A 26101-nucleotide genomic window follows, 5' to 3' on the forward strand; every position below is an offset into this window, starting at 1 on the left:
TTCGTCGCTGACCCGCACGGTGTGCCCGGTGCCCGGATGTACCGGACGGGTGACCTGGGCCGCTGGCGCCGTGACGGGACGCTCGAGTACCTCGGTCGCGGTGACCAGCAGGTGCAGCTGCGCGGCTTCCGGATCGAGCCGGGCGAGATCCAGGCCGTACTGACCAGGCACGACGCCGTCTCCGACGTCGCGGTGATCGTCCGCGACGAGCGCCTCGTCGCCTACGTCGTCGCGTCGGGCGCCGACACCGCCGAGCTGCGCCGCTTCGCCGCGAAGTCGCTCCCCGACCACATGGTCCCGGCGGCGGTCGTGGAGCTGGACGCCCTGCCGCTGACCTCCAACGGCAAGCTGGACCGCGATGCGCTGCCCGCGCCGGACTTCGCGGCCAGGGCGTCGTCGCGTGCCCCGCGCACCGCGGAGGAGGAGACCCTCGCCCGCCTGTTCGCCGAAGTTCTCGGCCTGGAGCGGGTCGGGATCGACGACGGGTTCTTCGACCTGGGCGGCGACTCGATCATCGCGATCCAGCTCGTCTCGCGCGCCCGCCAGTCCGGCCTGGTCATCACCCCGCGCGACGTGTTCCAGCACCAGACCGTCGAGGAACTGGCCGCGACCGCCCGCCCGGTCGGCGAAGGCGAACGGACCGAAGCGGAGGCGCCCGGCGCGGGCATCGGCCGCGTCCCGGCCACCCCGATCATGCACTGGTTCCAGGAGCTGCGCGGCCCCGTGGACGGCTACAGCCAGCGCATGCTGCTCCAGGTGCCGCCCGGCCTCGGCGCCGGCCGGCTGACCGGCGCGCTCCAGGCCGTCCTGGACCACCACGACATGCTCCGCCTCCGGGTGACCGGCGCCGAGTTCGAGGTCGCCGAGCCCGGCGCCGTCGACGCCGCGCCCCTCGTCCGCCGCGTGGACGTCGCCGGACTCGGCGCCGCGGACCTGCGCGCCGTGCTCGCCGCCGAGGCGGAGGCCGCCCGCCGCGCCCTCGACCCGGCCGCCGGGATCATGGCGCGGCTCGTCTGGTTCGACGCGGGCCCCGCGGCGTCCGGCCGCCTCCTGCTCACCCTCCACCACCTGGCCGTGGACGGCGTCTCCTGGCGGATCCTGCTGCCCGACCTGGTCACCGCGTGGGCCGGAAGAGCGCTGGACCCCGTCCCGACCTCGTTCCGCCGCTGGGCGCAGCGCCTCGCCGCCGAGGCGTCCGACCCCGCCCGCACGGCGGAGCTGCCGCTCTGGGAGGACGTCCTCGCCACCCCCGACCCCGTTCTCGGCGCCCGCCCGCTGGACCCGGCCGCCGACACGTTCGGGACGGCCCGGCACCTCACCCTCGGCCTGCCCGCCGACGTGACCGGCCCGCTGCTCACCGAGGTCCCGGCCGCCTTCCACGGGCGGGTCAACGACGTGCTGCTCACCGGGCTCGCCCTCGCCGTCGCCGAATGGCGGCGCGAGCGCGGCACGTCCGAGGAGACGGCCGTCCTCATCGACCTCGAAGGGCACGGCCGCGAGGAGATCGTCCCCGGCGTCGACCTGTCCCGCACCGCCGGCTGGTTCACCTCCATCCACCCGGTGCGCCTCGACGCCGGCCTGGTCGAGCCCGCCGACGTCCGCGAGGGCGGCCAGGCCGTGGGCACCGCCCTCAAGCGGGTCAAGGAGCAGCTGCGCGAGATCCCCGACAACGGCATCGGGTACGGGTTGCTCCGCCATCTCAACCCCGCGACCGGCGAGCGGCTGCGCGCGCACCCGCAGCTCGCGTTCAACTACCTCGGCCGCTCCGCCGCCCCCGAGGCCACCGACTGGGGGCCGGCGGACCAGGCCGAGAGCGACGCCCTCGGCACCGGCCAGGACGCCGCGCTCGGCCTCGTCCACGCCGTCGAGGTCAACGCGCACACCCGCGACCTGCCGGGCGGCCCCGAACTGTCCGCGACGTGGACGTGGGCCGGCGGCCTGTTCGACGGCGCCGCGATCGAGGACCTCGCCGGCCGGTGGTTCGCGGCGCTGCGCGGCCTCGTCGCGCACGTCGCCGGCGGTGCCGCCGAGGGCCCCGTCGGCGGGTTCACCCCCTCGGACCTTTCCCTGGTGGACGTCAGCCAGGACGAGATCGACGAGCTCGCCGCCGAGCTCGACGGCGAATGGGAGCCGGAGTGAGCAAGTCGCAGCTCGAGGACATCCTCCCGCTGTCCCCGTTGCAGGAGGGGCTGTTCTTCCACGCCCTCTACGACTCCGGTCACGACGTCTACACCGCGCAGATCGTGCTCGACCTGCGCGGCCCGCTGGACGCGGACGCGCTGAAGGCCGCCGCGGCGGCCCTCCTGCGGCGGCACGCGAACCTGCGGGCCGGGTTCCGGCAGCGCAAGGAGGGTTCCCCGGTCCAGGTCGTCCACCGCATGGTGCGGCTGCCGTGGCAGGACGAGGACCTGTCCGCCCTGCCCGGACCCGAACGCGAGACCAGGGCCCGCGAACTGGCCGCCGCCGAACGCGCCCGCCCGTTCGACATGGCCAAGCCGCCGCTGCTGCGGTTCATGCTCATCAGGCTGGAGGACGGCCTGCACCGCATGGTCTTCACCAACCACCACATCCTGCTGGACGGCTGGTCCACGCCCGTCCTGCAGACCGAGCTGTTCGCGCTCTACCTCACCAGGGGCGACGACACCGGCATGCCGCGCGTCACCCCCTACAAGAACTACCTGGCCTGGCTCGCGAAGCAGGACCGCGCCGCCGCGGAGGACGCCTGGCGCCGCGCCCTCGACGGTGTCCACGAGCCCACGCTCGTCGCGCCCGGCGCGCCCGAACCGGGCGACGGCGACGGCACGCCCGGGCGCGTCCGGACCCGCCTCACCGAGGAGCTCACCGCCGCGCTCAACGCGCGCGCCCGCGCCCAGGGCGTCACCCTGAACACGGTCGTGCAGCTCGCCTGGGCGACGCTGCTCAGCGGCCTCACGGGCGCGAGCGACGTGGTGTTCGGCGCCGCCGTGTCGGGCCGCCCGCCGGAGCTCCCCGGCGTCGAGCAGATGGTCGGCCTGTTCATCAACACGCTGCCGATCCGCGTCCGCGTCCGCCCCGCCGACACCGTCGCCGAGGCGCTCACCCGCCTCCAGGACGAGCAGGCCGCGCTGATGCCGCACCACCACCTCGGCCTCGCCGACATCCAGCGCCTCACCGGCGCCGGGACGCTGTTCGACACGATGACGGTCCTGGAGAACTACCCGTTCGACCCGGACGCCGCCGGAGCCGACCTCGGCGGGCTGACCCTCCGCGACGTGGACGGGTACGACGCCACCCACTACCCGCTGACGTTCGCCGCCGTCCCCGGCCGCCGCCTGTCCCTGCGCGTCGACCACCGCCCCGACCTGTTCGGCCCGGACGACGCCGAGCGGCTGATGCGGCGCCTCCTGCGCGTCCTGGACGCCGTCGCGTACCGGCCGGACCTGCCCCTCGGCCGTGTCCCCGTCCTGGACGACGGGGAACGCGACGACGTCCTGCGGAACTGGCAGGGGACCGGGACGGGCCGCGCCCCCGGCACCCTCACCGGCCGGTTCGCCGCGCAGTGCGCGAAGACCCCGGACGCGACCGCCGTCCGCGCGGCGGGCGAGTCGATCACCTATGCGCAACTGGACGCGCGCGCGAACCGGCTGACGCACCGGCTGATCGAACTGGGCGTCCGCCCGGAGACGTGCGTCGCGCTCCTGCTCGAACGGTCCGCCGACGTCGCCGTCGCGTCCCTGGCGGTCCTCAAGGCGGGCGGAGCCTACGCGCCCCTCCACCCCGGCCAGCCGCCGGAGCGGATCGCGTGGGCGATCGGCGAGGTCGGCGCGCCCGTCCTGCTCGTCGACGGCCCCATGCGCGGCAAGGCCGCCGCCCTCGGCACCGCCGCGCGGATCGTCGCCGTGGACGACCCGGACCTCGCCGGCGCGCCGGACACCGACCCGGGCGTGCCGTGCCTCCCCGGCCGGCTCGCCTGCGTGTTCTTCACCTCCGGTTCCACCGGCCTGCCGAAGGGCGTCATGGTGACGCACCGCGACGCCGTCGACCTCGTCACCGACGGCCGGCTCCGGGGCGGCGCCCACGAACGGGTCCTCGTCCACTCCTCGCACGCGTTCGACGCGTCGACCTACGAGCTGTGGACGCCGCTGCTGAACGGCGGCACCGCCGTCTTCGCGCCCCCCGGCCCCCTCGACGGCGCGACCCTCCAGGAGATCGTCGAGACCGAGGACCTCACCGCCGCCTTCCTCACCACCACCCTGTTCAATTTGGTCGGCGAGGAGCGCCCGCACGCCTTCGCCCGGCTCCGCGAGGTGCTGACCGGCGGGGAGGCCGGGTCGCCCGCCGTGATGCGCAAGGTCCTCGCCGCCTGCCCGGACACCGAGGTCGTCCACATGTACGGGCCCACCGAGGCCACCACGTACGCGACCGCCGCGCCGCTGCGCGGGCCCCTCGCCGACCCGGCGGAGCGCACGCCCGTGCTCGGCCGGCCCTACGACGACATGCGCGTGTACGTGCTGGACCAGGGGCTGCGCCCCGTCCCGCCCGGCGTCGTCGGCGAGGCCTACCTCGCGGGCGCCGGCGTCGCCCGCGGCTACCTGCGGCGGCCCGCGCTCACCGCCGAGCGGTTCGTCGCCGACCCGTTCGGCGCGCCGGGCGAGCGCATGTACCGGACCGGCGACCTCATGCGGTGGCGGCCCGACGGGAACCTGGAGTACGTCGACCGCGCCGACCTCCAGGTCAAGATCCGCGGATTCCGGATCGAGCTGGGCGAGGTCGAGGCGGCGGTCGCCGCGCACCCGGACGTCGCCAACGTGGCCGTGATCGCCCGCGAGGAGGCGTCCGGCGCCAAGGCCCTCGTCGCCTACGTCATCGCGCCCGCGCTGTCCCCCGGGGGCCACGGCTCCCCGGAGGAGGCGGGCGGGGGGCGGCCGTTGGCCGGCCTGCGCGAGTTCGTCCGGGCGCGGCTGCCCGAGTACATGGTGCCCGCCGCGTTCGTCGGACTGGACACGTTCCCCGTCGGCCCGACCGGCAAGCTCGACCGGCGCAGCCTGCCCGCCCCCGACTACGCCGGCGCCGCCGGCGGCCGCGACCCGCGCACCCCGGAGGAGGAGCGGCTGTGCGGGATCGTCGCCGACGTCCTCGGCCTCGACCGGGTCGCCGCCGACGTCAGCTTCTTCGACCTCGGCGGCGACAGCATCGCCGCGCTGAGGCTCTCCACCCGCGCCCGGCAGGCCGGCGTCGAGCTGACGCCCCGCGACGTGTTCACCCACCAGACCGTCGAGGCGCTCGCCAGGGTCGGCGACCCGGACGACCGGATCGGCTTCGAGGTGCTGCTCCCCATCCGGACGTCCGGATCCCGCCCGCCGGTGTTCTTCGTCCACCCCGCCGGCGGCCTCGCCTGGCCCTACCTGCAGTTTCAGCGGCACCTCGGGCCCGACCAGCCGGTCTACGGGCTCCAGGCCCGCGCGTTCACGAGGTCCGACCTGCCGGAGTCGGTCGCGGAGATGGCCGCGGACTACCTGGAGCAGATCAGGTCCGTCCGGCCGGCCGGGCCCTACCACCTCGTGGGCTGGTCCCTCGGCGGCCTCGTCGCCTACGAGATGGCCGTCCGGCTCCAGGCCGCTGGCGAGACCGTCGGGCTGCTCGCGCTCATCGACTCCTACCACGGCCAGGACCTCGCGGGGGACGAGCGGAAGATCCTGCACGAGCTGCTCCAGGGCATCGGCGTCGACGCCGCGGCGATCGCCCCGGACGGCGACCCCGACATGCAGCAGATCATGGGGATCCTCGCCGACCGCGACGACGCCCTCGCCACCCTCGGCGAGGACGACCTCGTCAACGTCTACCGCAACTACGAGAACGGGCTCCGGCAGGCCGAGGAGTACCGGCCGGGACGGTTCCGCGGCGACCTGGTGTTCTTCACCGCCCTCCAGGGCCGCACCGGCGAGTCGCCCACCGGGCGGGCCAACTGGGGCCCGCTCGTGGAGGGCGAGATCGAGGACTACCCGGTCGACGCCGAGCACCACCTGCTCCTGGACCCCGGCCCGGCCGCCGAGATGGGCGCCGTCCTGGCCGCCAGGCTCGACAAACTGCACAGCGGAACGCGGGACCACTGAAGCCAGGCACGGAAAGGAACAACCCATGTCGAACCCCTTCGAGGACCCCGACGGCACCTACCTCGTGCTCGTCAACGGCGAGGGCCAGCACTCGCTGTGGCCGTCGTTCGCGGAGGTCCCCGCCGGCTGGACGGTGGCCAAGGACGAGGACACCCGCCAGGCGTGCCTCGACTTCGTCAACGAGAACTGGACGGACATGCGGCCGAAGAGCCTCATCGAGGCCATGGGTGAGTGAGGCGGGCTCGGGGCCGCATCCGGAGACCGCACATCTGCGGATCCCCTCGGTCACCGAGTGGGAGATGGAGATGCTGGACGCCGCCGACCTGCGTCCAGCGCCGCTGCCGGGCGTCGAGATGACGTTCACCCTCGCCGGGGTGCCGTCCCCGGACGTCAGCCGCGCCCTGTACGCGACCGTCGGCGCCCGCGTCTGCTGGACCGACCGCTTCCCGTGGACATGGGAGCGGTGGCGGGCCTGGGTGGAGCGCCCGGAGCTGTCCACGTGGATCGCCATGGCCGAGGGCACCATCGCCGGCTTCTTCGAGATCGAGGCGCAGCCCGGCGGCGACACCGAGATCCACCTGGTGGGGCTCACCCCCGCGTTCGTCGGGCGCGGCTACGGCGGCTACCTCGTCGAGCAGTGCACCCGCCGCGCCTGGCAGCGCGGCGAGCTGTGGGCCCTCACCAGCGGGCCCGCGGCGCGGGTGTGGCTGCGCACCAGCAGCCTCGACCATCCGAACGCCATCGCCAACTACCGGCGGCGGGGCTTTAAGGTGGCGGCGGAGAGCACCGCGCCGAAGCTCGTGCCGGACCCGCGGGTCGCGCCGTGGCCGCTGCCGCGCGACCCCCGCGCGGCGTCCCGCCGGCACGAGGAGGAGGAGTTGATCACGTGACCTGGTTCCGCTGCCCCGAGACGCGCCCCTGGGCGTCGATGCGGCTGTTCTGCCTACCGCACGCGGGCGGGTCGGCGGTGTTCTACCGGTCGTGGGCCAAGGAGGCCGGCCCGGCCGTCGAGGTGCAGTCCGTCCAGTACCCGGGGCGCGCCGACCGGATGGCGGACGCGTTCGTCACCGACGCGCACCAGCTCGCCCGGCTCATCGCGGGGGCGATGGCGCCGCTGATGGACCGGCCCGCCGCGCTGTTCGGGCACAGCATGGGCGCCGTCCTCGCCTACGAGGTGGCGCGGCTGCTGGAGGAGCGGGGCACCGCCCCGGTGCACGTGTTCGCGTCCGGGGCCCGCCCGCCCGACGACCGGGGCGACGAGCGCATCCGCGACAAGGACGACGACGGCCTCGTCGCCGAGCTGGCGCGGCTCGGCGGGACCGACGCCGAGCTGCTGGCCGATCCGGAGCTGCGCGAGCTCGTGCTGCCGTACGTCCGCAACGACTTCACGCTGGTCGAGGAGTACGCGCACCGGCCCGGGCCGCCGCTGACCGCCCCGGTCACCGCGATCATCGGGGACGCCGACCCGCACGTGGACGAGGAGCAGGCCCGCGGCTGGGCGCGCGCCACCAGCGGGCGGTTCGCGCTCAGGGTGCTGCCCGGCGGGCACTTCTACCTGGCCGACCAGCGGCCCGCCGTGCTCGCCGAGGTCCTGCGGACCCTGGAGGTCCCCGCCGTCTGACGCGCGGACGGGCCGCCCCCCCCCACGGGAGTCCGTGGTGGGGGCGGCCCGTCCCCGAAGGGGGAGCCTCCTGAGGTCGTCTAGTAGACGGACGCGCCGTACACCGACAGCGGCTCGGTGATGGGCTGGAAGAACGTCGTCCCGCCCGAGGAGCAGTTGCCGCTGCCGCCCGAGGTCAGGCCGAGCGCGGTGTTCCCGGCGAACAGGGAGCCGCCGCTGTCGCCCGGCTCGGCGCACACCGTGGTGCGGATGAGGCCGCTGACGCTGCCCTCCTGGTAGTTCACCGTCTGGTTGAGGGCGGTGACCCGGCCGCTGTGCAGGCCGGTGGTGCTGCCGCTGCGGTACACGGTCTGGTTGACCGCGGCGTTCCCGGCGCTGGTGATGTCGCGGGTGCCGCTGTACAGGCTGACCGAGCCCTGCGTGTCGGTGGGCGTCGAGGAGTACGTGACGATGCCGTAGTCGTTGCCGGGGAAGCTGCTGCCGGCGGTGCGGCCCAGCGTCCGGCCGGAGCTGTCGGTCCAGGTCGAGCCGATGTTGGTGCAGTGCCCGGCCGTGATGAAGGCGTAGCCGCCGCCCCTCCTGACATTGAAGCCCAGCGAGCACCGGGCGCCGCCGGTGTAGATGGCCTCGCCGCCCCGGGTGAGCGTCTGGAACTTCCCGGCGACGCTCTCGGTGCGGACCGCCGCGCCCTGCCTGCTCGCGGCCGCGCGCACCTTCTCGAGCCGCGCGCCCTTGACCGTGCCGTCCACGCTGAGGACGACCTGGTTGCTCGCCGGGTCGACGGCCCAGGCGGTGCCCGGGACGGTCGCCTCGCGCTTGAGGGCGGCCTCGACCTTCTTCAGGTCCGCGCCGCTGCGCGCGACGGTCCGCGGCACCGCGCCCGCGGCGCGCACGGCCTGGGCGGCCTGCGCGTCGGTGACCGTGACGACCAGCTTGCCGTCCTTGATGTAGGAGCCCGCGCTGCGGGTTCCGAGCTGGTGCGCCAGGGACGTGGCGACGTCGCCGGGAGCGGCGGGGGCGGCGGGGGCCGCCGGTGCCGCGGACGCGGTGGGAGCGGTGGCCAGGGTGGCGGCCACCAGGCCGGCCGCGGTCGTGGTGACGGCCGCGGCGCGGACGCGCCTGTGACGGATCTTCACTTGTGCCTCCACGGGGGATAGGGCGCACCCGTGTGGTGCGCCGGAGGTCATCGACATGGTGTAAGAACCGTCAAGGCGGACGTAAGACGCAGAAGGTGACCAATTCGGCACGTTCCCGTTGGCACTCTCGGGGCGGCGTGCGTGGTCAGTCCGGCAATACCAACCGCCGCCCGCCGGGTGAGAACGAAGTTCGGCCCCGGCCCTTTCCGCCGGAAAGGCGGAAAGGGCCGGGGCCGAAACTCGCGAGGCCTCCCGCCGCCTGGGAGCTCGGGCGGGCCGCCGAGGGGCCGCTAGTAGATCTCGACCCCGAACTCCGACAGCGGCTCGGTCACGGGCTGGAAGAACGTGACGCCGCCGGACGAGCAGTCGCCGCTGCCGCCCGAGGTCAGCCCGACCGCGCCGGCCCCGGCGAACAGCGGGCCGCCGCTGTCGCCCGGCTCGGCGCACACCGTCGTCTGGATGAGGCCGCTGACGCTGCCCTCCTGGTAGTTCACCGTCTGGTCGAGCGCGGTGACCTGCCCGTCGTGGACGCCGGTGGTGCTGCCGCTGCGGGTCACGGTCTCGCCGACCGTGGCCTCCGCGGCGCCGGTGATGTCCTGGAACTGGCCGTTGACCGTGACGCCGCCCTGCGTGTCCTCAGGGGCGGCGGCGTACTTGACGAGGCCGTAGTCGTTGCCGGGGAAGCTGCTCCCGGCGTTGCCGCCGAGCGTGCCTCCCGACTCGTCGGTCCACGTGGAGCCCGCCTCGGTGCAGTGCCCCGCCGTGAGGAAGTAGTACTCGCTTCCCTTCTTGACGTTGAAGCCCAGTGAGCACCGGGCGCCGCCGGTGTAGATGGGGTCGCCGCCCGCGGTGAACGTGCGGAACTTCCCGGCGACCCGCGTGGTGCGCACGGCCGCGCCCTGCTTGGTCGCGGCGCCGCGCACCTTGGTCAGCCTGGCTCCCTTGACCGTGCTGTCCATGGTGAGGACGACCTGGTTGGCGGCCGGGTCCACGGCCCAGGCGGTGCCCGGGACGGTCGCGTCGCGCTTGAGCGCGGCCATGACCTTCTTCAGGTCCGCGCCGCTGCGCGTGACGCTCTTCGGCACGGCCCCGGCCGCCCGGACCGCCTGCGCGGCCTTGGCGTCGGTGACCGTGACGACCAGGTTCCTCGTGGCCTGGTCCACGTAGGCGCCGGCGCTGCGGTCGCCGAGCCGCTGCGCCAGCTTCGCGGCCACCCCGCCGGTGTCGGCCGGGGCGGTGGCGCGCCCGCCGGGCGCGTCGAGGGTCGCGTTCGCGGCGGGGGCGGCGGCCAGTGCGGTCGCCACGAGCCCGGCCGCCGCCGTGGCGGCGGCGGCTCCGCGGACGCGGTTGGGACGGATCTTCACTATGCCTCCAGGGGGGATTGGGCGCGCCCGAATGGCGCGCCGGAGGTCACGGGTCATGCTGGAAGATTCCTGAACGCCCATGTAAGGCGAGAAAGTGACCAATCGACCATCTACGGATTGTCACAATGGGTGCGGGTTCCGTGGTCGATCCTCGGGGAGGACTGTCCGTTTGGCTGGTTTCGGGCCGGGCGGTAGGTCCAATCGAGGTGCCCTCCCGGGGGTGACTCCGCCCTCGGGGGCGCGGGAGGATGGTTCGGTGACGCTCCTTTTGGCCCGTTCCATCCTTGAGTCGCTGCTCGAACCCGCCCCCTGCCTGGACGCCCTGCGCCGCGGCTTCACGGCCGGGGACGGCGGAACCGCCGCCCGCCGGGTGATCACCGAGCTGCCGGGGCAGGGCACCGCGACGGCGCTGATCCCCGGCGTGATCGAGGGGATCCCCGCCTACACGGTCAAGGTGAACGCCAAGTTCCCCGGCAGCCGCCCGGCGCTGCGCGGCGTCGTCTGCCTGCACGATCTGGCGACCGGCGAGCTGCTGGCCCTGCTGGACTCGGCGACCGTGACGGCCTGGCGCACCGGTCTGGCCGCCGCGCTCGGCACCCACGCCCTGGCGCGTCCCGCCGCCGGCGAGGTCGCGGTGATCGGTGCGGGCGCGCAGGCCGAACTGGTCATGCGGGGCCTGAGCGAACTGCGGGAGGTGCGCGGCCTCACCGTGTTCGACCTGGACGCCGCCCGCGCCGCGGACTTCGCCGCGCGGCACGGCGCCCGGCTGGAGGCGCCCGCGACCGTGGCGCCGGACCCGCGCGCCGCCGTCCACGACGCCGGGATCGCCGTGCTGGCGACCTGGGCGCGCCGCCCCCTGCTGCACGCCGCCGACGTGGCCCCCGGGACGCACCTCACCTCGCTCGGCGCGGACCAGCCCGGCAAGGCCGAACTGGGCGCCGACCTGCTGGAGGGCGCCCGCGTCGTCGTCGACGACGTCCACCTGGCCGTCGAGATGGGCGTGCTGGCGGGCGCGGGCCTGGACGTCGAGCACGCCGCCGGGACGCTGCGCGACCTGATGTGCGGCCAGGTGCCCGGCCGGGTGCGGGACGGCGAGATCACGGTCTACGCGCCCGTCGGGCTGCCCTGGCAGGACCTCGCGCTGAGCTGGACGGCCTACACCGCGGCCCGCGCCGCGGGCGTGGGCGAGGGTTTCGATTTCCTCGCCTGAACCGGTTCCGGCCCATCAGGTGTACGACCGCGAATTGGCGGAATACCCATCGCTGGATTCCTGGTTTTCCCGGTGTTCTTTACAATGACGCAGTGAATAGTGTTGGCTCCATCCGGTAAGACTTTAGTAGTCGTGAGGCCTGTCGAAGGTGACCCAATGAAAGTTCGATTTTGCACCGACCGAATCCCCGGTATCGCTTCTCGCCGGCCGCCCTGACTTCGCAGTGAAGCGCGTTCGATGATTGTTCCTTTCTCAGGTCGCGGACGGGTGGCCGTGTTGGAGACGAAAATGATTCGGATTCTGCTCGCCGAGGGGGCACCCCTCTTGCGCGGCGGGCTGGTCGCGCTGTTCGACCGGGTGAAGGATCTCGACGTGGTGGCGGCGGTCGGCTCGGGCGATCAGGTGCTCCGCACGGCGCGCAGACGGCGGCCCGACGTCGCGCTGATCGACGTCGGGCTGCCGGGACTGGACGGCTTCACCGCGGCGCGCGCGTTACGCGAGGCCGTCCCCGAGTGCCGCACCGTCCTCATGGCGGGCCGCTGCCGGACGGGCGACCTGCGGCGCGCGGTGGCCGCGCGGGCGGCCGGGCTCGTGCTCAAGGACACCTCGCCGGGCGAGCTCATGGACGCGATCAGGCGGGCGGCCGAGGGCGCGCGCGTCATCGACCCCGAGATGGCCTTCACCGAACTGGGCTCGGCTCAGAGCCCGCTCACCGAACGGGAGATCGAGGTCCTCACCCTGGCGTCACGGGGCGCGTCCGCCGCGCGGATCGCCGAGGACCTCGTCCTGACGATCGGCACCGTCCGCAACCACCTCTCCCGCATCAACCGCAAGATCGGCGCCGAGAACCGGGTCCAGGCCATCCGGATCGCCGAGGACGCCGGGTGGCTGTGAGCCCTCCTCCCAGCGGCCGATCAGGTCCCGGTACAGCGGGCACACCGCGGGCAGGTCCGCGTGCCGCCCGAGGTGGGCGCGGGTCCCGTCCAGCACCAGGACGCGGCGGGCGCGCATCGCCGAGCTGATCCGGTGCGCGATGACGACCAGCGTGCCGGGCCGCCGCGCGAACGCCTCCTCCATCCGCGCCTCGGCGGCCGGGTCGAGCCGGTACGCGGCCTCGTCCAGGATGACGAGGGGCTGCGGCGCGAGGTAGGCCCGGCACAGCGCGACGCACTGCCGCTGCGCCTCGGTCAGCGCGTCCGGCTCCAGCCGCGCCCCGAAGCCGCCGAGGTCGCGGACGAGCGGCGCGAGGCCGAGCGCGTCCACGGCCCGGCCCGCCTCCCGCGGCCCGGCGTCCGGCGCGTGGTAGGCGAGGTTGTCGAGCAGGGTCCCGCTGAAGACGTAGGCCTCCTGCGGGACCAGCACCCGGCGGCCCGGGTCGCCCGCCGGCCGCCCCTCGACCAGCACCTCGCCCGCCCCGGGCGCGGCCAGCCCGGCGATCAGCGCGGCGAGCGTCGACTTGCCGATCCCGCTCGGCCCCACCACGGCCAGGTGGTCGCCGTGCGGGACGACCAGGTCCAGGTTTTCGATCACGGGCCGCGCGCCGTCCCCGTAGGCGAACGTCACGCCGCGCAGCTCCACCGCCGGCGCCCCCGGCACGGGCTCGGCGGCCGCGGGCGGGACGGGCGCGTCCGGCGCGGCCGTCTCCAGGATGCGGCCGAGCGTCACCGCCAGCCGCAGGCCGCTGCCGCCCATCCCGTGCACGAGCGTGCGCAGCGCCGGCTGCAGCCCGTGCAGGACGTAGGCCAGCGCGCCGATCACCGTCCCCGCCGTGGCGCCGCGCCGCATCAGCCACGGCGCCGCCGCGAGGACCAGCAGCAGCGGCAGCCAGCCGCTCACCGCCAGCGCGACGGCGCGCACCGCCGCGAGCCGCGCCACCGCGCGCCCGGCCGCCGCCTGCGCCTCCACCGCCGCGCCCAGCTCCGCCCGCAGCAGGTCCTCGCCGCCGCACCCGGCGGCGTCCCGCAGCCCGGCGGCCAGCGCGGTGGTCCGCTCGGCGATCTCCTCCTCGCCGACGACGAGCTCGCGCTGCCGCGCGGCCGCCCTCCCGAACACCGCCCCGAACAGCGCAAGCCCGAACACGAGCGGCGGCAGCACCAGCGCCGCCACCTCCGGCGTCGTCGCCGCCAGCCCGAGCAGCGCCGCCCCGGCCGTGAACACGAAACCGCGCGCGACGACGAGCAGCCCCCCGAACGTGTCCCGGACGATCTCCACCTGGTGGGTGAGCCGCGCGACGGCGCCCGTGTCGGGCCGTCCCCGCAGCGACCGGTGCAGCGCCCCCGTCGCGACCCGCCGGACCAGGTCGTCCCGGAACGGCTCCACGATCGCCGCCAGCGCCGGATACAGCCGCCGGGCGCCGACCGCCCCCACCAGCGCCGACACGGTGAGCACGCCGAGCCAGGCGACCGCGCCGGACGTGCGTCCCGCCCGGAACGCGTCGGTGGCCTCCCCGACGGCCCGCCCGAACACCGCCGTGGGCACGGCCTCCACCGCCGACCACCAGGCGGCCCGCGCCACCGCCCGCGGGCGCGCCCGGACGGCGTCCCCGGCGCCGCGCCACACGACCCGCGCCGCCTCCCGCCTCCCGATCACGCCGGGCTCCCGAAGACCGCGCGGTAGTCGGGGTCGGGCCAGAGGGCCGCGTGGGGGGCGACCCGGCGGACGCGGCCCCCGTCGAGCCAGACGACCAGGTCGGCGCGGGCGGCGGTGGAGGCGCGGCGGGCCACGATGAGGCGGGTCCGGCCGGCGAACCGGTCGAGCAGCGCGTCGGTGATCTGCACCTCGGTCACGGTGTCGAGGCTGGAGGTCGCGTCGTCCAGGACGAGGACGCGCCCGGCGTGGGCGAACGCGCGGGCCAGGCCCACGCGCTGCAGCTCCCCGCCCGACAGCGGCGCCTCCGCGAGCGGGGTGTCGTAGCCCTGCGGGAGGCGGCGGACGAAGCCGTCGGCGCGGGCGGCCCGCGCCGCCTCGCGCAGCCGGTCGTCCGGCGGGCGGGAGGGGCCGAAGGCGATGGCGTCGCGGACGGTCGCGCCGAACAGCGCGGGCCGGGCGAAGGCGTAGCCGATCTCGCGGCGCAGCGCGGCCCGGCCGAGGCGGGGCAGCGGCGTGCCGTCCAGCCGCACCTCGCCGCGGTCGGGGTCGGCCAGCCGCCCGGCGAGCGCGGCGAGCGCGTCGGCGCCGGAGCCGGCATTCCCCACGACGGCCACGGCCCGGCCGCCGGGGACGGTGAGGTCCAGGCCGTCCAGCGCGCCGGGGACCGAGACCCCGCGGAACTCCAGGCGGCCGGGGCCCGGCGGGGCGTCGGCGGTGCCGTGGCGCCGCGCGGGCCACGCCAGGATCTCCGCGGCGCGGCGGGCGCCGGCGCGGGCGCGGCCGAGGCGGAGCAGCTGGGTGAGGACGGGCCCGAACCCGGCGGCGAGCCCCGCGTACTGGACGGTCGCGACCAGCTCGCCCGGCGTGAGGCGGCCCGCCGCGAGCTCGGCGCCGGCGATCCCGACGGCCGCGACCTGGAGGAGCAGCAGCGCCAGCAGGCCGCGCGCCGCGATGCCGCCCTGCACCCGCCACATCGCCTCGCCCTCCGCGCGCAGGCCGGGGAGGGGCCGCAGGATGCGCGCCGCCTCGCGTTCGGTTGTGCCGGCGGCGGCGATCGTCCGGGTCCCGGCGAGGGCCTCGGCGAGGCGGCCCGCGATCGTGCCCTGGACGGTGAGGTAGCGGTGCGCGGACGCGGTGATGTCGCGGACGAACGCGCGCATCAGCAGCGCCACGGCCGGCAGCGCGGCCGCGATCGCCGCCGCGACCCGCCAGTCGACGAGGACGAGGGCCGCGAGCGCCCCGGCGGCCGGCAGCAGCCCCGCCGCGGCCTCGGTCGCGGCGGCGGGCGCCGTGCCCGCCTCGGCCGCGCCGCCCACCATGCGCCCGGCGACGTCCCCCGGCGGGACGCGCGGCGCGGGGCCCGCCGCCAGCAGATGCCGGACGAGCGCGTGCCGAAGCCACGCCGTCGCCCGCGCGGCCGCGCAGCCGGTCGCGAGCTCCGACAGCACCTCCGCCGCGGCGGCCGCCGCGACCAGCGCGACGCAGGGCCACAGCGCGGCCGCGGCCGGGGGCCCGCCCGGCGGGACCGCGTCGATCGCGCGGGCCAGCGCGAACGGGAGCAGGACGGCCGCCGCCGCGTCCGCCAGCGCCGTGGCCGCGACGAGCGCCGTCCAGCCGCGGGCGCGCCCGGCGGCGCGCACCAGCAGCCGGTCCGCGCCGGGCGCCGGGGGAGGGGAGGTCATGGGGTCTCCAAACACGGTGACGGCCATGGCCCCGGCACGGGGACCATGGCCGCCAGCGTCATCACAGGCAGATCGTGATGCTGTGGGAGCTGTGGCAGAGCAGGCTGAGGCTGCTGTTGCCGCCGCCGCCGCCGTTCTCGCTCACCATCCCCTGAAGGTCGAGAAGCGCCATGTTCTTCACCTCCTTTCGGGCTGGATCGAGGTGGCCGCCATGGGGGTTCCCACGGAGGGTCCGTGCGCCGTTCCGAAGAACGGCAGTCCGGGGGCCGGGTCGTGCAGGGCCGCGCCGAGCGCGAGCAGCACCCCGGCGGTGCCGGTCGCGAGGTCCATCGACAGCCGGTACATGTGCTCGCCCGGCATCGCCAGCCCGCCCGCGTACGGCAGCGCGTGCCAGGCGAGGTCGCGGACGTGCCCCGCCACGCGCGCCCCGTCCTTCGGGCCGGCGCCCGACCGGGCGTGCCGGGCCAGGTAGAGCAGCATCCCGGCACGCCCGCTGAACAGGCTCGGCTGCGCGTAGTACCGGGACGTCGCGGCGACGCGGATCGCGTCGCGCGCGGCCTCGAACCGCTCGTCGGGACGGTGGGCCAGGTACTCGTCCAGGACGAGGCCGATGCCGACGCTGCCGCGCCCGAGGTAGGGCAGCACCCGGCCGCCCTGGTCGACGTGCAGCGCGCCGTTGTGGTCGGTGACGCAGGCGGTGAGGTCGCGGCGGAGCGCGGAGGCGGCCAGGTCGAGCAGTCCGGGGTCGCCGTCGCGCTCGTAGGCGCGGACGAACATCAGCGCCGCCCCGGCGCCGCCGTACATGAGGCCCGGACGCCCGCCGCCCCCTCCGCCCGCCCGCTCGGCCACGATCTCCACGCAGCGGCGGCCCGCCTCGCGCAGGAAGACGTCGCCGGTCGCGCGGGCGAGATGGTCCAGGCCGAGCGCGAACCCGGGCAGGCCGCCGTAGAGGTCGTCGCCGAGCCGCTCCCACCGTTCGCCCAGGCAGTGCCGGACGGCGGTGAGCGCGGCATCCCGGTGGCCGAGGCGCGACAGCACGTACGCGGCGCCCATCAGGCCGTCGTACAGGCCGATCCCGGTCCCGCGCCGCGGGTTCGACGCCCGCTCCGCCAGCCACTCCTCGTGGGCCGCGACCCGGCCGGCGCCCGTCGCGTCCAGCGCGTACAGGACGCCTGCGGCGCCGTGCGCGAGCCCGAGCGACGCGCCGGAGAACTGCTCCACGTCCCCGGGGAAGAGCCGGTCGACGCGCCCGGGCGTGGCGCTTTCGAGGATGGCCTGCGCCAGGGCGTCCCTGGCGCGCTCCCAGCCGGGGGCGTCCGGAGCGAACGCCGGCGCGGGGGCGGGCGCGGCGTCCCGGGCGATCTGCGCGACCGCCTCGTCCAGGAACGCCCGGGGGACGGGGAAGTTCTCGGCGATCAGGTCGGCGAGCTGCCGCGCCTTGCCCCGGTCGATCACGAACAGCGTGGTCAGCGGGACGAACAGGGCGAGCCGCAGGCAGGCGAGGCTGTAGCGGTCCACGTCGGCGCCGCGCCGGTCGGGCGGGGCGAGGAAGGCGGGGTTGGCGAGGGTCTGCCGGCCGCCGTCGGCCGCGGGCGCCGCCGTCTCGAAGTCGATCAGCGCGACCGAGTCGTCCGGGCGCACCATCACGTTGAACATGTGCAGGTCGTTGAAGACGACGCCGCGCTCGTGGATGGCGGCGACGACGCGTTCCACCCCCTCGTGGACGCGCAGCGCCCACTTGGTGTACTCGGCGGTCTTCGCGGGATCCGGCTCGGGATCGAGCATCGGGTGCCGTTCGGCGAAGAACGTGTTGAGCGTGCGCCCCTCGATGAACTCCTGGACCAGGAAATGGTGCTCGCCGAGCGTGAACCAGTCGAGGACGGCGGGCACCCCCTCGATTCCGTCGAGCTTTTCCAGAATGTCCCGCTCGCGCCGGAGGCGGGTCACCGCGTCCGCGCCGTCGGCGGCGAGGCCCGCATAGGGGCGCCCTTCTTTCAGGACCACCTTCGTGCCGCTCCGGGTGTCGGTCGCCGCGTATACGCCGCCCCCGTTGGAGAAGTGGAGGGCGTTGTCGATCCGGTAGGGCAGATCGGTCGTCGTCGTGGCGCCGCGTGCCCTGAGATGCGATTCCAGGCAGGCGGGAAGGGGCACCCAGCCGGGGACGGAGAAGACGGGATCGCGCCGGTCCGGCACCAGTTCCCCGGAGCCGTCGCGCAGCGCGGGCACGAGCCGCCCTTGCTCGTCCAGGCACCGGCGCTCCGCGAAGCCGCCGTACCGGACGTGCAGCGGGCCCTCGCCGATGCGCAGGTCGCTGAGGATGTAGGGGCCGGGGAGGCCCTCCAGCCGGGCGCCGAGCCCGGCGAGCACCTCCGCCAGTTCGCGCTCGTCCTCGGGATAGATCGTGACGAGCTTCCCGCTCGCGCCGCGCGGCGCGTACTTGGCGTTGCGCCTGCGGAGCGTTCCCGGGCCGCGCAGGTGCTTGAACTCGATTCCCCGGGCGACGCAGTACTCCCACGTGCCGGCGAGCGACTCCTCCGCGCTTTCCAGGCATCCGGAGACGTGCACTTTCCAGCCCTGCTCCGGGGTGCGCTGAACCGGCGGCACATAGACGACCCATTCGTCGCCGAAGACCTTTTCCCAGCCGGCGGGGAGTTCGCGCCGCGTGATGTCGAAGTCGGTGCTGCGGGTCACCGGCGGAGCATCGTAGAAGAGCTCGTCTGCGAGGCAGTAAAGCTCGTACCCCTTGTCCACGGCCGGTTTCCCCTTCCTCGTGCGCCGGTTGTCGGAACGCACTGGAGAAAGAGTTACAGGAATGTCGGAAATGGACCAGTAGCGGACATCACGAATGACCCGTGAAGATGTACCGTCCGCCGGTGTGCGCCCGTCACGCGCCGCCCGTCCCAGCGGTATTGAAACAGGTTCTAGTTCCTGCGTAGGCTGTGCGGGCGGCAAGGCGACGGACCGGAGGTGACGCCGGTGATCTCGGAGCGGTTCCGAATCGACGGCAGGGTGGCGGTGGTGACCGGCGCGGGCCGGGGGATCGGAGCGGCCACCGCGGTCGCGCTCGCCCAGGCGGGCGCCGACGTGGTGATCTCCTCCCGGACGCGCGAGCAGCTCGACGAGGTCGCCGCCGGGATCGAGGCGGCCGGGCGGCGGGCGCTGGTCGTCCCCTCCGACCTCGCCGATCCCGAGACCGCCGCCGAGCTGGCCGGCCTCGCCGCCGGCGAGTTCGGCCGCCTGGACATCGTGGTGAACAACATGGGCGGCGCCATGCCCGCCGCCTTCCTGGACACCTCGCCCCGGCACATGGAGAAGGCGTTCCGGTTCAACGTCGGCACCGCGCACGCGCTGACCCGCGCGGCCGTCCCGCACCTGCTGAAGGCGGACGGCGGCAGCGTCGTCAACATCTCCTCGGCCATGGGGCGGATCGCGGGCCGCGGCTACCTGGCCTACGGCAGCGCCAAGGCGGCCCTCGCCCACTACACCCGGCTCGCGGCGTTCGACCTGGCCCCGCGCGTGCGGGTCAACGCGATCGCCGTCGGCTCCGTCGCGACGTCCGCGCTCGACGTCGTCATGACCAGCGACGAGCTGCGCACCGAGATGGAGCGCAGGACGCCGCTGCGCCGCGTCGGCGAGCCCGAGGACGTGGCCGCCGCCGTGCTCTACCTCGCCTCGCCCGCCTCCGCCTACGTCACCGGCAGCGTGCTGCGCGTGGACGGCGGCATCGAGGCCCCCAACCTCGACCTCGGCCTGGAGGACCTGTGACCTACCGCGTCGTCCAGTGGAGCACCGGCAACGTCGGGCGGCACGCGATCGCCGGCATCGACGCCCGGCCCGACCTCGAACTCGCCGGGGTCTGGGTCTCCAACCCGGCCAAGATCGGCCGGGACGCCGGGGACCTGGCGGGCCTCGGCCGCGACCTCGGCGTCGCCGCCACCGGCGACGCCGAGGCGCTGCTCGCCCTGCGGCCCGACTGCGTCGTCTACACCTCGATGGCCGACGTCCGGCTGATGGAGGCGATCGACGACCTGTGCCGCATCCTGCGCGCCGGGGTGAACGTCGTCTCCAGCAGCCCGGTGTTCCTGCAGTTCCCGGACGGCGTCGTCCCGCCGGAGATGTCCGACCCGGTGCGCGAGGCGGCGGCGGCCGGCGGCGCGTCGGTGTTCGTCAACGGCATCGACCCCGGCTTCGCCAACGACGTGCTGCCGCTGGCGGTCACCGGCATCAGCGAGCGCATCGACCAGGTCCGCTGCATGGAGATCCTCAACTACAACACCTATGACCAGGCCACGGTCCTGTTCGACATCATGGGCTTCGGCCGCCCGCTGGACGACGTCCCGATGCTGCTGCAACCCGGCGTGCTCACCATGGCGTGGGGGAGCGTCGTCCGGCAGATCGCCGCCGGCCTCGGCGCCGAGCTGGACGAGATCGCCGAATGGCACACCCGCCTTCCCGCGCCCGAGACCTTCGCCGTCTCCGCCGGGACGATCGAGAAGGGCACGGCCGCCGCACTGCGGTTCGAGGTGCGGGGCATGCGCGGCGGGGAGGCCGTCGTCGTCCTGGAGCACGTCACCCGGCTCCGCGACGACCTCGCCCCCGACTGGCCGCAGCCCGCCGGGGCGGGCTGCTACCGCGTCGAGGTCCGAGGCGAGCCGAACTACACGGTGGACCTGCGGCTCCTCGGTACCGACGGCGACCACAACACCGCGGGCCTGAAGGCCACCGCGATGCGCCTCGTCAACGCCGTCCCCGCCGTCGTCGAGGCGCCCCCCGGCCTGCTCACCGCCCTGGACCTTCCGCTGATCCCGGGCCGCGGGCTCCTCCGGGCCCGGGAGGCGCGCTAGAACACGAGGGCGTCGAGGAGCGGGAGGAGCCGCTCCTCCTCGTGGTCCAGGTGCGCCTCCAGGGCGGCGGTGAGCCGTTCGACCTCGGCGAGCAGCGACGCGGAGTCGCCGGAGTCGAGGGCCCGGCGCAGCTCGTCCAGCAGCTCCGCCACCACCTCGTGCTCGTCCCGCAGGCGCGCCAGGGCCGGCGCGAGATCCGGATGCTCCCGCTCCAGGAGCGGGAACATCTGCTGGTCCTCGCCCATGTGGTGGTGGCCGAGCCCCTGGCACATCGTCAGGCAGTTGACCCGCAGCTGAGCGCCCACGGCGGCCCCGGACGCGGCGACCTCCTTGCGGATCAGCTCCAGTTCCCCGCGGAACGCGTCGTGCACCGCGACCAGCATGGCGCTCGGCGACCGCGGCCCGGAGGGCGGCCCTGCGGCGACCTGGACCAGGGCGACGACGGGGAGCGTCCGTCCCGACTTCTCCTCGTACTCGGCCCAGCCGGGGTCGGCCTCGGCGGCCCGGGCGAAGGCGCGGTCGCGCTCGTCGCCCTCCAGAACGACGGCTTCGGCCTCGTAGGCGAAAACGCCGCTCTCGACCGTGACGCGCGGGTTCGCGACCAGGTTGTGGTACCAGGCCGGGTCCCGCGGCGCTCCTCCGGCCGAGCCGATGACCAGGACGCGCCCGACGCCGTCGGGCAGGTAGCCGAGCGGCGTCGTGTGCGGGGCGCCGCTGCGCGCCCCGGTCGTGGTCAGCAGGAGCAGCCGCCCGTCCTCGAACGGGCCGCCGACCCGTCCGCCGTTGGCGCGGAACTCCTCGATGACCTGCTTGTTGAAATCCATCTGTCTCCTGTTTCCGGGCATGGCGAATAAGCCACGGAAAGAACGCGCGGCCGTGGCTTGGGAAAGGTGTGAAAGGGCATGCCGAAAGCGCGGGCATGCGGGATGACGTCGTGCTGCGCACGCGAGAAACGGCGTGCGGCGCACGTGGAAGAAGGAGGGGAAGGGGAGTGGAAGAGGCGGGCCTCGCGCCCGCTCCGGCCTCACTCGGAGGCCGGGAACCTCACTCGCTCGTGGCCCATGGCCGACCCGGCAGTCACGAAATGCACATTACCGGCGCGAGCTCCGGAATTGCAAGATCAGATGCCTTCGCGGTGGGCGACGGCGGCGGCCTGGGTGCGGCTGGAGACGTTCAGCTTGCCGAGGATGTTCGACACGTGCACGCTCGCCGTCTTCGGGGAGATGAACAGCGCCGCCGCGATCTCCCGGTTGTTGCGGCCCTCGGCGACGAGCTTGAGCACCTCCCGCTCCCGCCCGGTGAGGGAGGCGAGCGGACCGGACGGCCCGGTCCTCGGCGCCGCGCCCGCGCGGCCGGTCCCGAGCCGGGCACGGGCGCCGAGGTCGCGCAGCGCGGCCAGCAGCGGCCTGGCGCCGAGCCGCTCGGCGGCCTGCACCGCCGCGCGCCACTGCACGGCGGCCTCGTCCCGGTCGCCGTTCTCCGCCAGCGCCTCCGCCAGCCGCCACCGCGACCGCGCCACCTCGTAGACGAACCCGCCGTCGGCGTCGCCGTAGGTGAACAGCTCGGCCGTGCGGCGCCACAGCTCCACGTCGTGGACGCCGTCCAGACGGCGGCGCTCGGCCTCGGCGCGCGCCAGCCAGCCCTGCCCCTCCCAGCCGAGCCAGGTGCGCGGCTGCCCGTCGACGTTGACCGCGACGACGCTGCGCGCGGTCCGCAGGAGCAGGTCGCCGGTCTCCCGCGCCGCCCGCAGCGTCTCCTCGTCGCCGGCGGCGCGGGCGCGGGCCGCCCGGTCGGCCTCCGCCCACAGCCCGGTCGCGGCGATGCGGATGGCCCCGACCGTCTGGATGTAGACGGTGTCGAGGAGGTCGCGGACGTGCTCTGCCGCCGTGTCCGGGTCGCCGCGCCACAGCGCGTGCTCGGCGGCGAGGCCCCGGGCGAGGTAGTTGACGAACCCGTCCTGCCCCCACAGCGGAGCGATCCAGCGCAGCCGCTCCTCGACCGTCGGGGCGCCCTGCGCGACCTCCAGGAACAGGGCGTACGCCGACACCTGCGCCTCGGGGGTGCGGACGACCTGCACCGCGAACTCGTCGGCGAGCCGCCCCGCCTCCCCCCAGTTCCCCGACGTGTAGTGGACCAGGTAGCGCAGGGACCGCAGCACGATGCCGAACGTGCTCCACACGATCCCGTTGTCGACGGCGTACTTCACGCCCGCGTCGGCGGCGCGGACCGCGCCCGCGAGGTCGCCGCGGTCGAACTTCGTCCGGGCGTGGTGGAACGCCGCCCGCATCGCGATCATGGAGCTGTCGCCGGCGGCCGCGGCGAGCTCGTGGGCGCGGGCGAACACCTCCGCGACGCCGGTGTCGGCCTCCCGCGACTCGCGGTACAGGCCGAGCGTGACCAGCAGGCTGGCCTCGGCGCCGGTGGCGCCCGCCTCGCGCGCCGTCTCGATGGCGCGCTCGGCGTACCCGGGCATCTCCCCGGCCTCGTCCCGGTACATCAGCGTCCGGGCGTAGGTGGCGAGCGCGTCGGCGCGCTCCACGGTCGGCGGGTCGGCCGGCAGCATCGCCACCGCCTCCCGCGCCACCGCCTGCGACTCGGCGTCCTCGTCGATGTCGCCGAGGTAGCCGGCCAGGTGCTCGCGCAGCAGGCAGCCGAGCCGCACGTCGGCGGGGTCGGCGGCGGCCAGCACCCGGCGCAGCCGGTGCACCGCCCGCCGCAGCTCGCCGGCCCGCGCGGACGCCTGGGCGGCCGCCAGCGACAGGCGCATCCGGTCCGTGCCGGCGGCGGCCTCCGGGTCGGTGACCGCGTCCCACAGCTCCAGCGCCCGGTCGTAGTGCTCGTAGGCCTCGGCGGGCGCGGCGAGGCGGTCGGCCTCCCGGCCCGCCCGGACGGACGCGGCGAACGCGGCGGGCAGGTCGTGCGCGGCGAGGCTGTGGTGCGCCAGCTCGGCGGCCGATCCGCGCGTGCCGGCGGGGAGGCCGGCGAGGAGCCGGGCGAAGTCGGCGTGCAGCCGGGTCCGCTCGCCGGGCAGCAGGTCGGCGTAGACGGCCTCGCGCAGCAGCGCGTGCCGGAACGTGTACCCGGTGCCGGACGGGACGAGCAGCTGGTGCGACACCACCTCGCGCAGCGCCTCGCCGACCGTCGCCTCGTCCAGCCCCGCCACGACGCGGACCAGCTCGTCGTCGACGCGGCGTCCCGCCACGGCCGCGACCCGCACCACGCGCTGGCCCGCGTCCGACAGCCGCTCGATCCGCGACAGCAGCAGGTCGGCGAGCGCGGACGGCAGCCCGGCCGCCCCGTCGTCGCGGTCGTCCAGGCCCGAGGAGTACAGCTCGGCGGCGTAGAAGGGGTTGCCCTCCGACCGGCGGTGCACCCGCTCGACGGTCCGCGCCGTGACCGGGCCGGACCCGCGCGCCAGCTCGGCGAGGTACTGGGCCGTCTCGCCCCGGCCGAACGGGCGGACCTCGACGCCCGTCACGTTCGGCAGCCGCAGCAGCTCGGCGACCACGGGCCGCAGCGGGTGCCGCCGGTGCAGGTCGTCGGACCGGTACGTCCCGACGAGGCAGACCCGCTCGCGCTGCAGGACGCGGCTGAGGAACGTCAGCAGGTGCCGCGTCGACCGGTCGGCCCAGTGCAGGTCCTCCAGGACGAGCAAGACGGGCCGCTCGTCGCCCAGTTCGCCGAGCAGCCCGAGCACCGCGCCGAACAGCTGCTGCTGGCCGAGTTCGGAGCCCGCGCCGGGGCCGCCCTCGCCGTCGGGCAGCAGGCGCGCGAGCGCGGGCCGGGCTTCCAGCGCGGCGCGCACCTCGCCGGCCTCCGGCGTCGCGGCGTGCGCGGCGGCCCACAGGGCGTCGGTGAGCGGCAGGTAGGGCATGCTCTCGCCCAGCTCGGCGCACTGCCCGACGAGCACGGCGCAGCCGCGGTCGACGGCGGCGGCGGTGAGCGCGGACACCAGGTGCGTCTTGCCGACCCCCGCGTCCCCGCTGACCAGCACGACGCCCGCGCCGCCCGCGGTGGCGCGGTCCAGCGCGGCGGTCAGCTCCGCGAGCTCCGTCGCCCTGCCGATCAGCACGAAATGCCCTTTCTGGTCATCTCGGTCGAGTATCCCACCCGGGGGGACGTGAACGGGCCCCGGACCGGCAGGTCCGGGGCCCGCGGGGCCGGTGCGCGTCAGCCGGCGAGGGCGGGGGCCTTGTCGGTCTCGCGCTCCGCCTCGTCCTCCTGCGCCGCCGGCTCCGGCTCCGGAACGGGCAGCACCTTCAGGTAGGCGCGGAGGGTCTCGGCGGCGATCCGCTCCAGGGAGTAGCGGGAGCGGGCGCGGTCGCCGGCGGCGATCGAGTAGCCGTGCAGGGTGGTGTCCTCCGACAGCAGCTGCCGGATCGCCCGCCCGATCACGACCGGCCGCCCCGCCGGGACGTGGATGCCGGTGATGTGGTCCAGGACCTCGTCGGCGTTGCCGCCGACCGGGGTCGCCGCCACGGGGACGCCGCAGGCCATGGCCTCCAGCGGCGCCGTCGGGGACGGCTGGTGCGGGGCCAGGCAGAGCGCGAGGCTCGCGGTCCGCAGCAGCTTCGGCAGGGTCTTGCGGGGCAGCCGCCCGAGGAAGATGACCCGGTCGGCGACGTGCAGCTCCTTGGCCAGCAGCCGCAGCCGGTGGACGGCCGAGTCGTGCTCCAGGTCCTCGCGCTCCGGGCCGCCGGCGACGGCCAGCTCGGCGTCGGGGACGTGCACCAGGGCGCGCAGCGCGGTCTCGACGTCGGAGCCGAGGTCCTCGCTGACCATCACCAGGCGGGGCCGGTCGCCGTGCGGCATGGCCGGGCCGACCTGCGCGAACAGCTCGGAGTCCACGCCGTAGGGGACGACCGCGACCGAGGGCCGCGGGACGCCGGTCCGCACGACCGCGGTGGCCTCCTCGGCGTGCCCGGCCAGCACCAGGTCGGCGTCCCGCCCGATGGCCTTCTCCAGGCGGTCGCGGTGGGGGTGGACCTGGCGTCCGGCCTGCCGCTCGACGGCGGCCACGCCGTGGTAGCTCTGCACGAAGGGGATGTCGAGCTCGCGGGCGACGGCGCAGGCGGCCAGGCCGCCGATCCAGCCGTGCGCGTGCACGATGTCGGGTCGCGCCGAGCCGGACCAGCGGCGGCGCAGCCCGTCGGCGAAGTCGCGAAGGTGCTGGAGCAGCTCGTCGTCCGACAGCGGGCGGGCGGGCCCGGCGTCCAGGTTCACCTGGGCGGCGCCCGGAGCGAGCTTGACGCGACCGCGGGCGGCCCTGTCCTGGCGGCGCGTGTAGACCGTGACCTGGTTCGGCTCACCGTCGGCGGTCAGCGGACGGGTGAGGGAACGAGCGAGATCCCGGACGTGGACTGACTGCAGGTGCTCGCCGTCAAGGTCGGAGGCGGACACCAGAGCAATGTGAAGCGGGTGATGCATGACGGATCCTCCGGGACTACGCAGGGGAAGCTCGGAGGTATCTGCGTCGTAGACACCTGCTCGGTCAGTTTCCTATCCCTCCCCGCTCTCCGTCAAACCTGACGAAACGGAATACCTACCCCCGGGACCCTCGGGA

General features: G+C 75.3%; 17 protein-coding genes and 1 pseudogene. 9 read left to right on the forward strand and 9 right to left on the reverse strand.

The window, feature by feature from the left end:
• The 5 genes from AB0C84_RS13665 to AB0C84_RS13685 all read left to right on the forward strand — a co-directional run.
• Positions 1-2139, forward strand: a 2139-nt coding sequence (locus AB0C84_RS13665; RefSeq protein WP_361065127.1) for a condensation domain-containing protein, incomplete at its 5' end; no start/stop codon positions are given.
• The gene (locus AB0C84_RS13670) at positions 2136-6092 is read left to right on the forward strand and encodes an amino acid adenylation domain-containing protein (protein WP_361065130.1); all 3957 of its coding nucleotides are present in this window, start codon (positions 2136-2138) and stop codon (positions 6090-6092) included. The genes AB0C84_RS13665 and AB0C84_RS13670, both read left to right, overlap by 4 nt.
• 25 nt (positions 6093-6117) lie before the next feature.
• Positions 6118-6327 carry an MbtH family protein gene (locus tag AB0C84_RS13675; RefSeq protein ID WP_179847696.1) on the forward strand — a complete coding sequence of 70 codons (210 nt, stop codon included), beginning with the start codon at positions 6118-6120 and terminating at the stop codon, positions 6325-6327.
• Complete coding sequence (locus AB0C84_RS13680) at positions 6320-6982, forward strand: GNAT family N-acetyltransferase (RefSeq protein WP_258943802.1); 663 nt, start codon at positions 6320-6322, stop codon at positions 6980-6982. Before AB0C84_RS13675 ends, AB0C84_RS13680 begins: the two co-directional genes overlap by 8 nt.
• Positions 6979-7713 (forward strand): alpha/beta fold hydrolase, encoded by a 735-nt coding sequence (locus tag AB0C84_RS13685; protein ID WP_361065133.1) that lies wholly within the window; start codon positions 6979-6981, stop codon positions 7711-7713. Before AB0C84_RS13680 ends, AB0C84_RS13685 begins: the two co-directional genes overlap by 4 nt.
• 80 nt (positions 7714-7793) lie before the next feature.
• On the opposite strand, the gene AB0C84_RS13690 is transcribed toward AB0C84_RS13685, so the two are convergent.
• Both AB0C84_RS13690 and AB0C84_RS13695 read right to left on the reverse strand, forming a co-directional pair.
• On the reverse strand, positions 7794-8849 hold the full coding sequence (locus AB0C84_RS13690; RefSeq protein ID WP_339154002.1) for a S1 family peptidase: 1056 nt from the start codon (positions 8847-8849) through the stop codon (positions 7794-7796).
• 290 nt (positions 8850-9139) lie between these two features.
• Positions 9140-10213, reverse strand: coding sequence for a S1 family peptidase (locus AB0C84_RS13695; protein WP_361065137.1), 1074 nt, complete (start codon positions 10211-10213; stop codon positions 9140-9142).
• A 256-nt stretch (positions 10214-10469) separates the two neighbouring features.
• Between AB0C84_RS13695 and AB0C84_RS13700 the strand changes: the two genes are divergently transcribed.
• Together AB0C84_RS13700 and AB0C84_RS13705 are read left to right on the forward strand one after the other, a co-directional pair.
• Positions 10470-11423, forward strand: coding sequence for an ornithine cyclodeaminase family protein (locus tag AB0C84_RS13700; RefSeq protein ID WP_361065139.1), 954 nt, complete (start codon positions 10470-10472; stop codon positions 11421-11423).
• A 288-nt stretch (positions 11424-11711) separates the two neighbouring features.
• A complete protein-coding gene (locus tag AB0C84_RS13705; protein ID WP_179847701.1) occupies positions 11712-12317 on the forward strand; it encodes a response regulator transcription factor in 606 nt (201 codons plus the stop codon).
• A 228-nt stretch (positions 12318-12545) separates the two neighbouring features.
• Here AB0C84_RS13705 and AB0C84_RS13710 read toward each other — a convergent pair.
• The 4 genes and pseudogenes from AB0C84_RS13710 to lanKC form a co-directional block, all read right to left on the reverse strand.
• A pseudogene (locus tag AB0C84_RS13710) lies at positions 12546-13208 on the reverse strand (ABC transporter ATP-binding protein); the annotation flags it as partial.
• Between the two features lie 800 nt (positions 13209-14008).
• Complete coding sequence (locus AB0C84_RS13715; RefSeq protein ID WP_361065143.1) at positions 14009-15694, reverse strand: ABC transporter ATP-binding protein; 1686 nt, start codon at positions 15692-15694, stop codon at positions 14009-14011.
• 61 nt (positions 15695-15755) lie between these two features.
• Positions 15756-15866 (reverse strand): SapB/AmfS family lanthipeptide, encoded by a 111-nt coding sequence (locus tag AB0C84_RS13720; RefSeq protein WP_089315262.1) that lies wholly within the window; start codon positions 15864-15866, stop codon positions 15756-15758.
• A 5-nt stretch (positions 15867-15871) separates the two neighbouring features.
• Positions 15872-18487, reverse strand: a complete 2616-nt coding sequence (gene lanKC / locus AB0C84_RS13725) for a class III lanthionine synthetase LanKC (RefSeq protein WP_361065146.1) — start codon at positions 18485-18487, stop codon at positions 15872-15874.
• A gap of 183 nt (positions 18488-18670) precedes the next feature.
• Here lanKC and AB0C84_RS13730 point away from each other — a divergent pair, with 183 nt between their 5' ends.
• A complete protein-coding gene (locus tag AB0C84_RS13730) occupies positions 18671-19459 on the forward strand; it encodes an SDR family oxidoreductase (RefSeq protein ID WP_361065149.1) in 789 nt (262 codons plus the stop codon).
• Positions 19456-20538 (forward strand): dihydrodipicolinate reductase, encoded by a 1083-nt coding sequence (locus tag AB0C84_RS13735; protein WP_361065152.1) that lies wholly within the window; start codon positions 19456-19458, stop codon positions 20536-20538. The genes AB0C84_RS13730 and AB0C84_RS13735 overlap by 4 nt, the downstream gene beginning before the upstream one ends.
• Here the strand turns inward: AB0C84_RS13735 and AB0C84_RS13740 are convergent.
• The 3 genes from AB0C84_RS13740 to AB0C84_RS13750 all read right to left on the reverse strand — a co-directional run bounded on the left by AB0C84_RS13740 (position 20535) and on the right by AB0C84_RS13750 (position 25965).
• Positions 20535-21362, reverse strand: coding sequence for a nitroreductase/quinone reductase family protein (locus AB0C84_RS13740; protein ID WP_361065155.1), 828 nt, complete (start codon positions 21360-21362; stop codon positions 20535-20537). The genes AB0C84_RS13735 and AB0C84_RS13740 overlap by 4 nt on opposite strands.
• 296 nt (positions 21363-21658) lie before the next feature.
• Positions 21659-24610, reverse strand: coding sequence for an AAA family ATPase (locus AB0C84_RS13745; RefSeq protein ID WP_361065158.1), 2952 nt, complete (start codon positions 24608-24610; stop codon positions 21659-21661).
• Positions 24611-24708: 98 nt separating this feature from the next.
• Entirely contained in the window at positions 24709-25965 is a 1257-nt protein-coding gene (locus tag AB0C84_RS13750) for a glycosyltransferase (RefSeq protein ID WP_179847709.1), read from the reverse strand.
• Positions 25966-26101 lie beyond the last annotated feature (136 nt).

Source organism: Actinomadura sp. NPDC048955 (assembly GCF_040649435.1).
GTDB classification, from domain to species: domain Bacteria; phylum Actinomycetota; class Actinomycetes; order Streptosporangiales; family Streptosporangiaceae; genus Spirillospora; species Spirillospora luteofluorescens.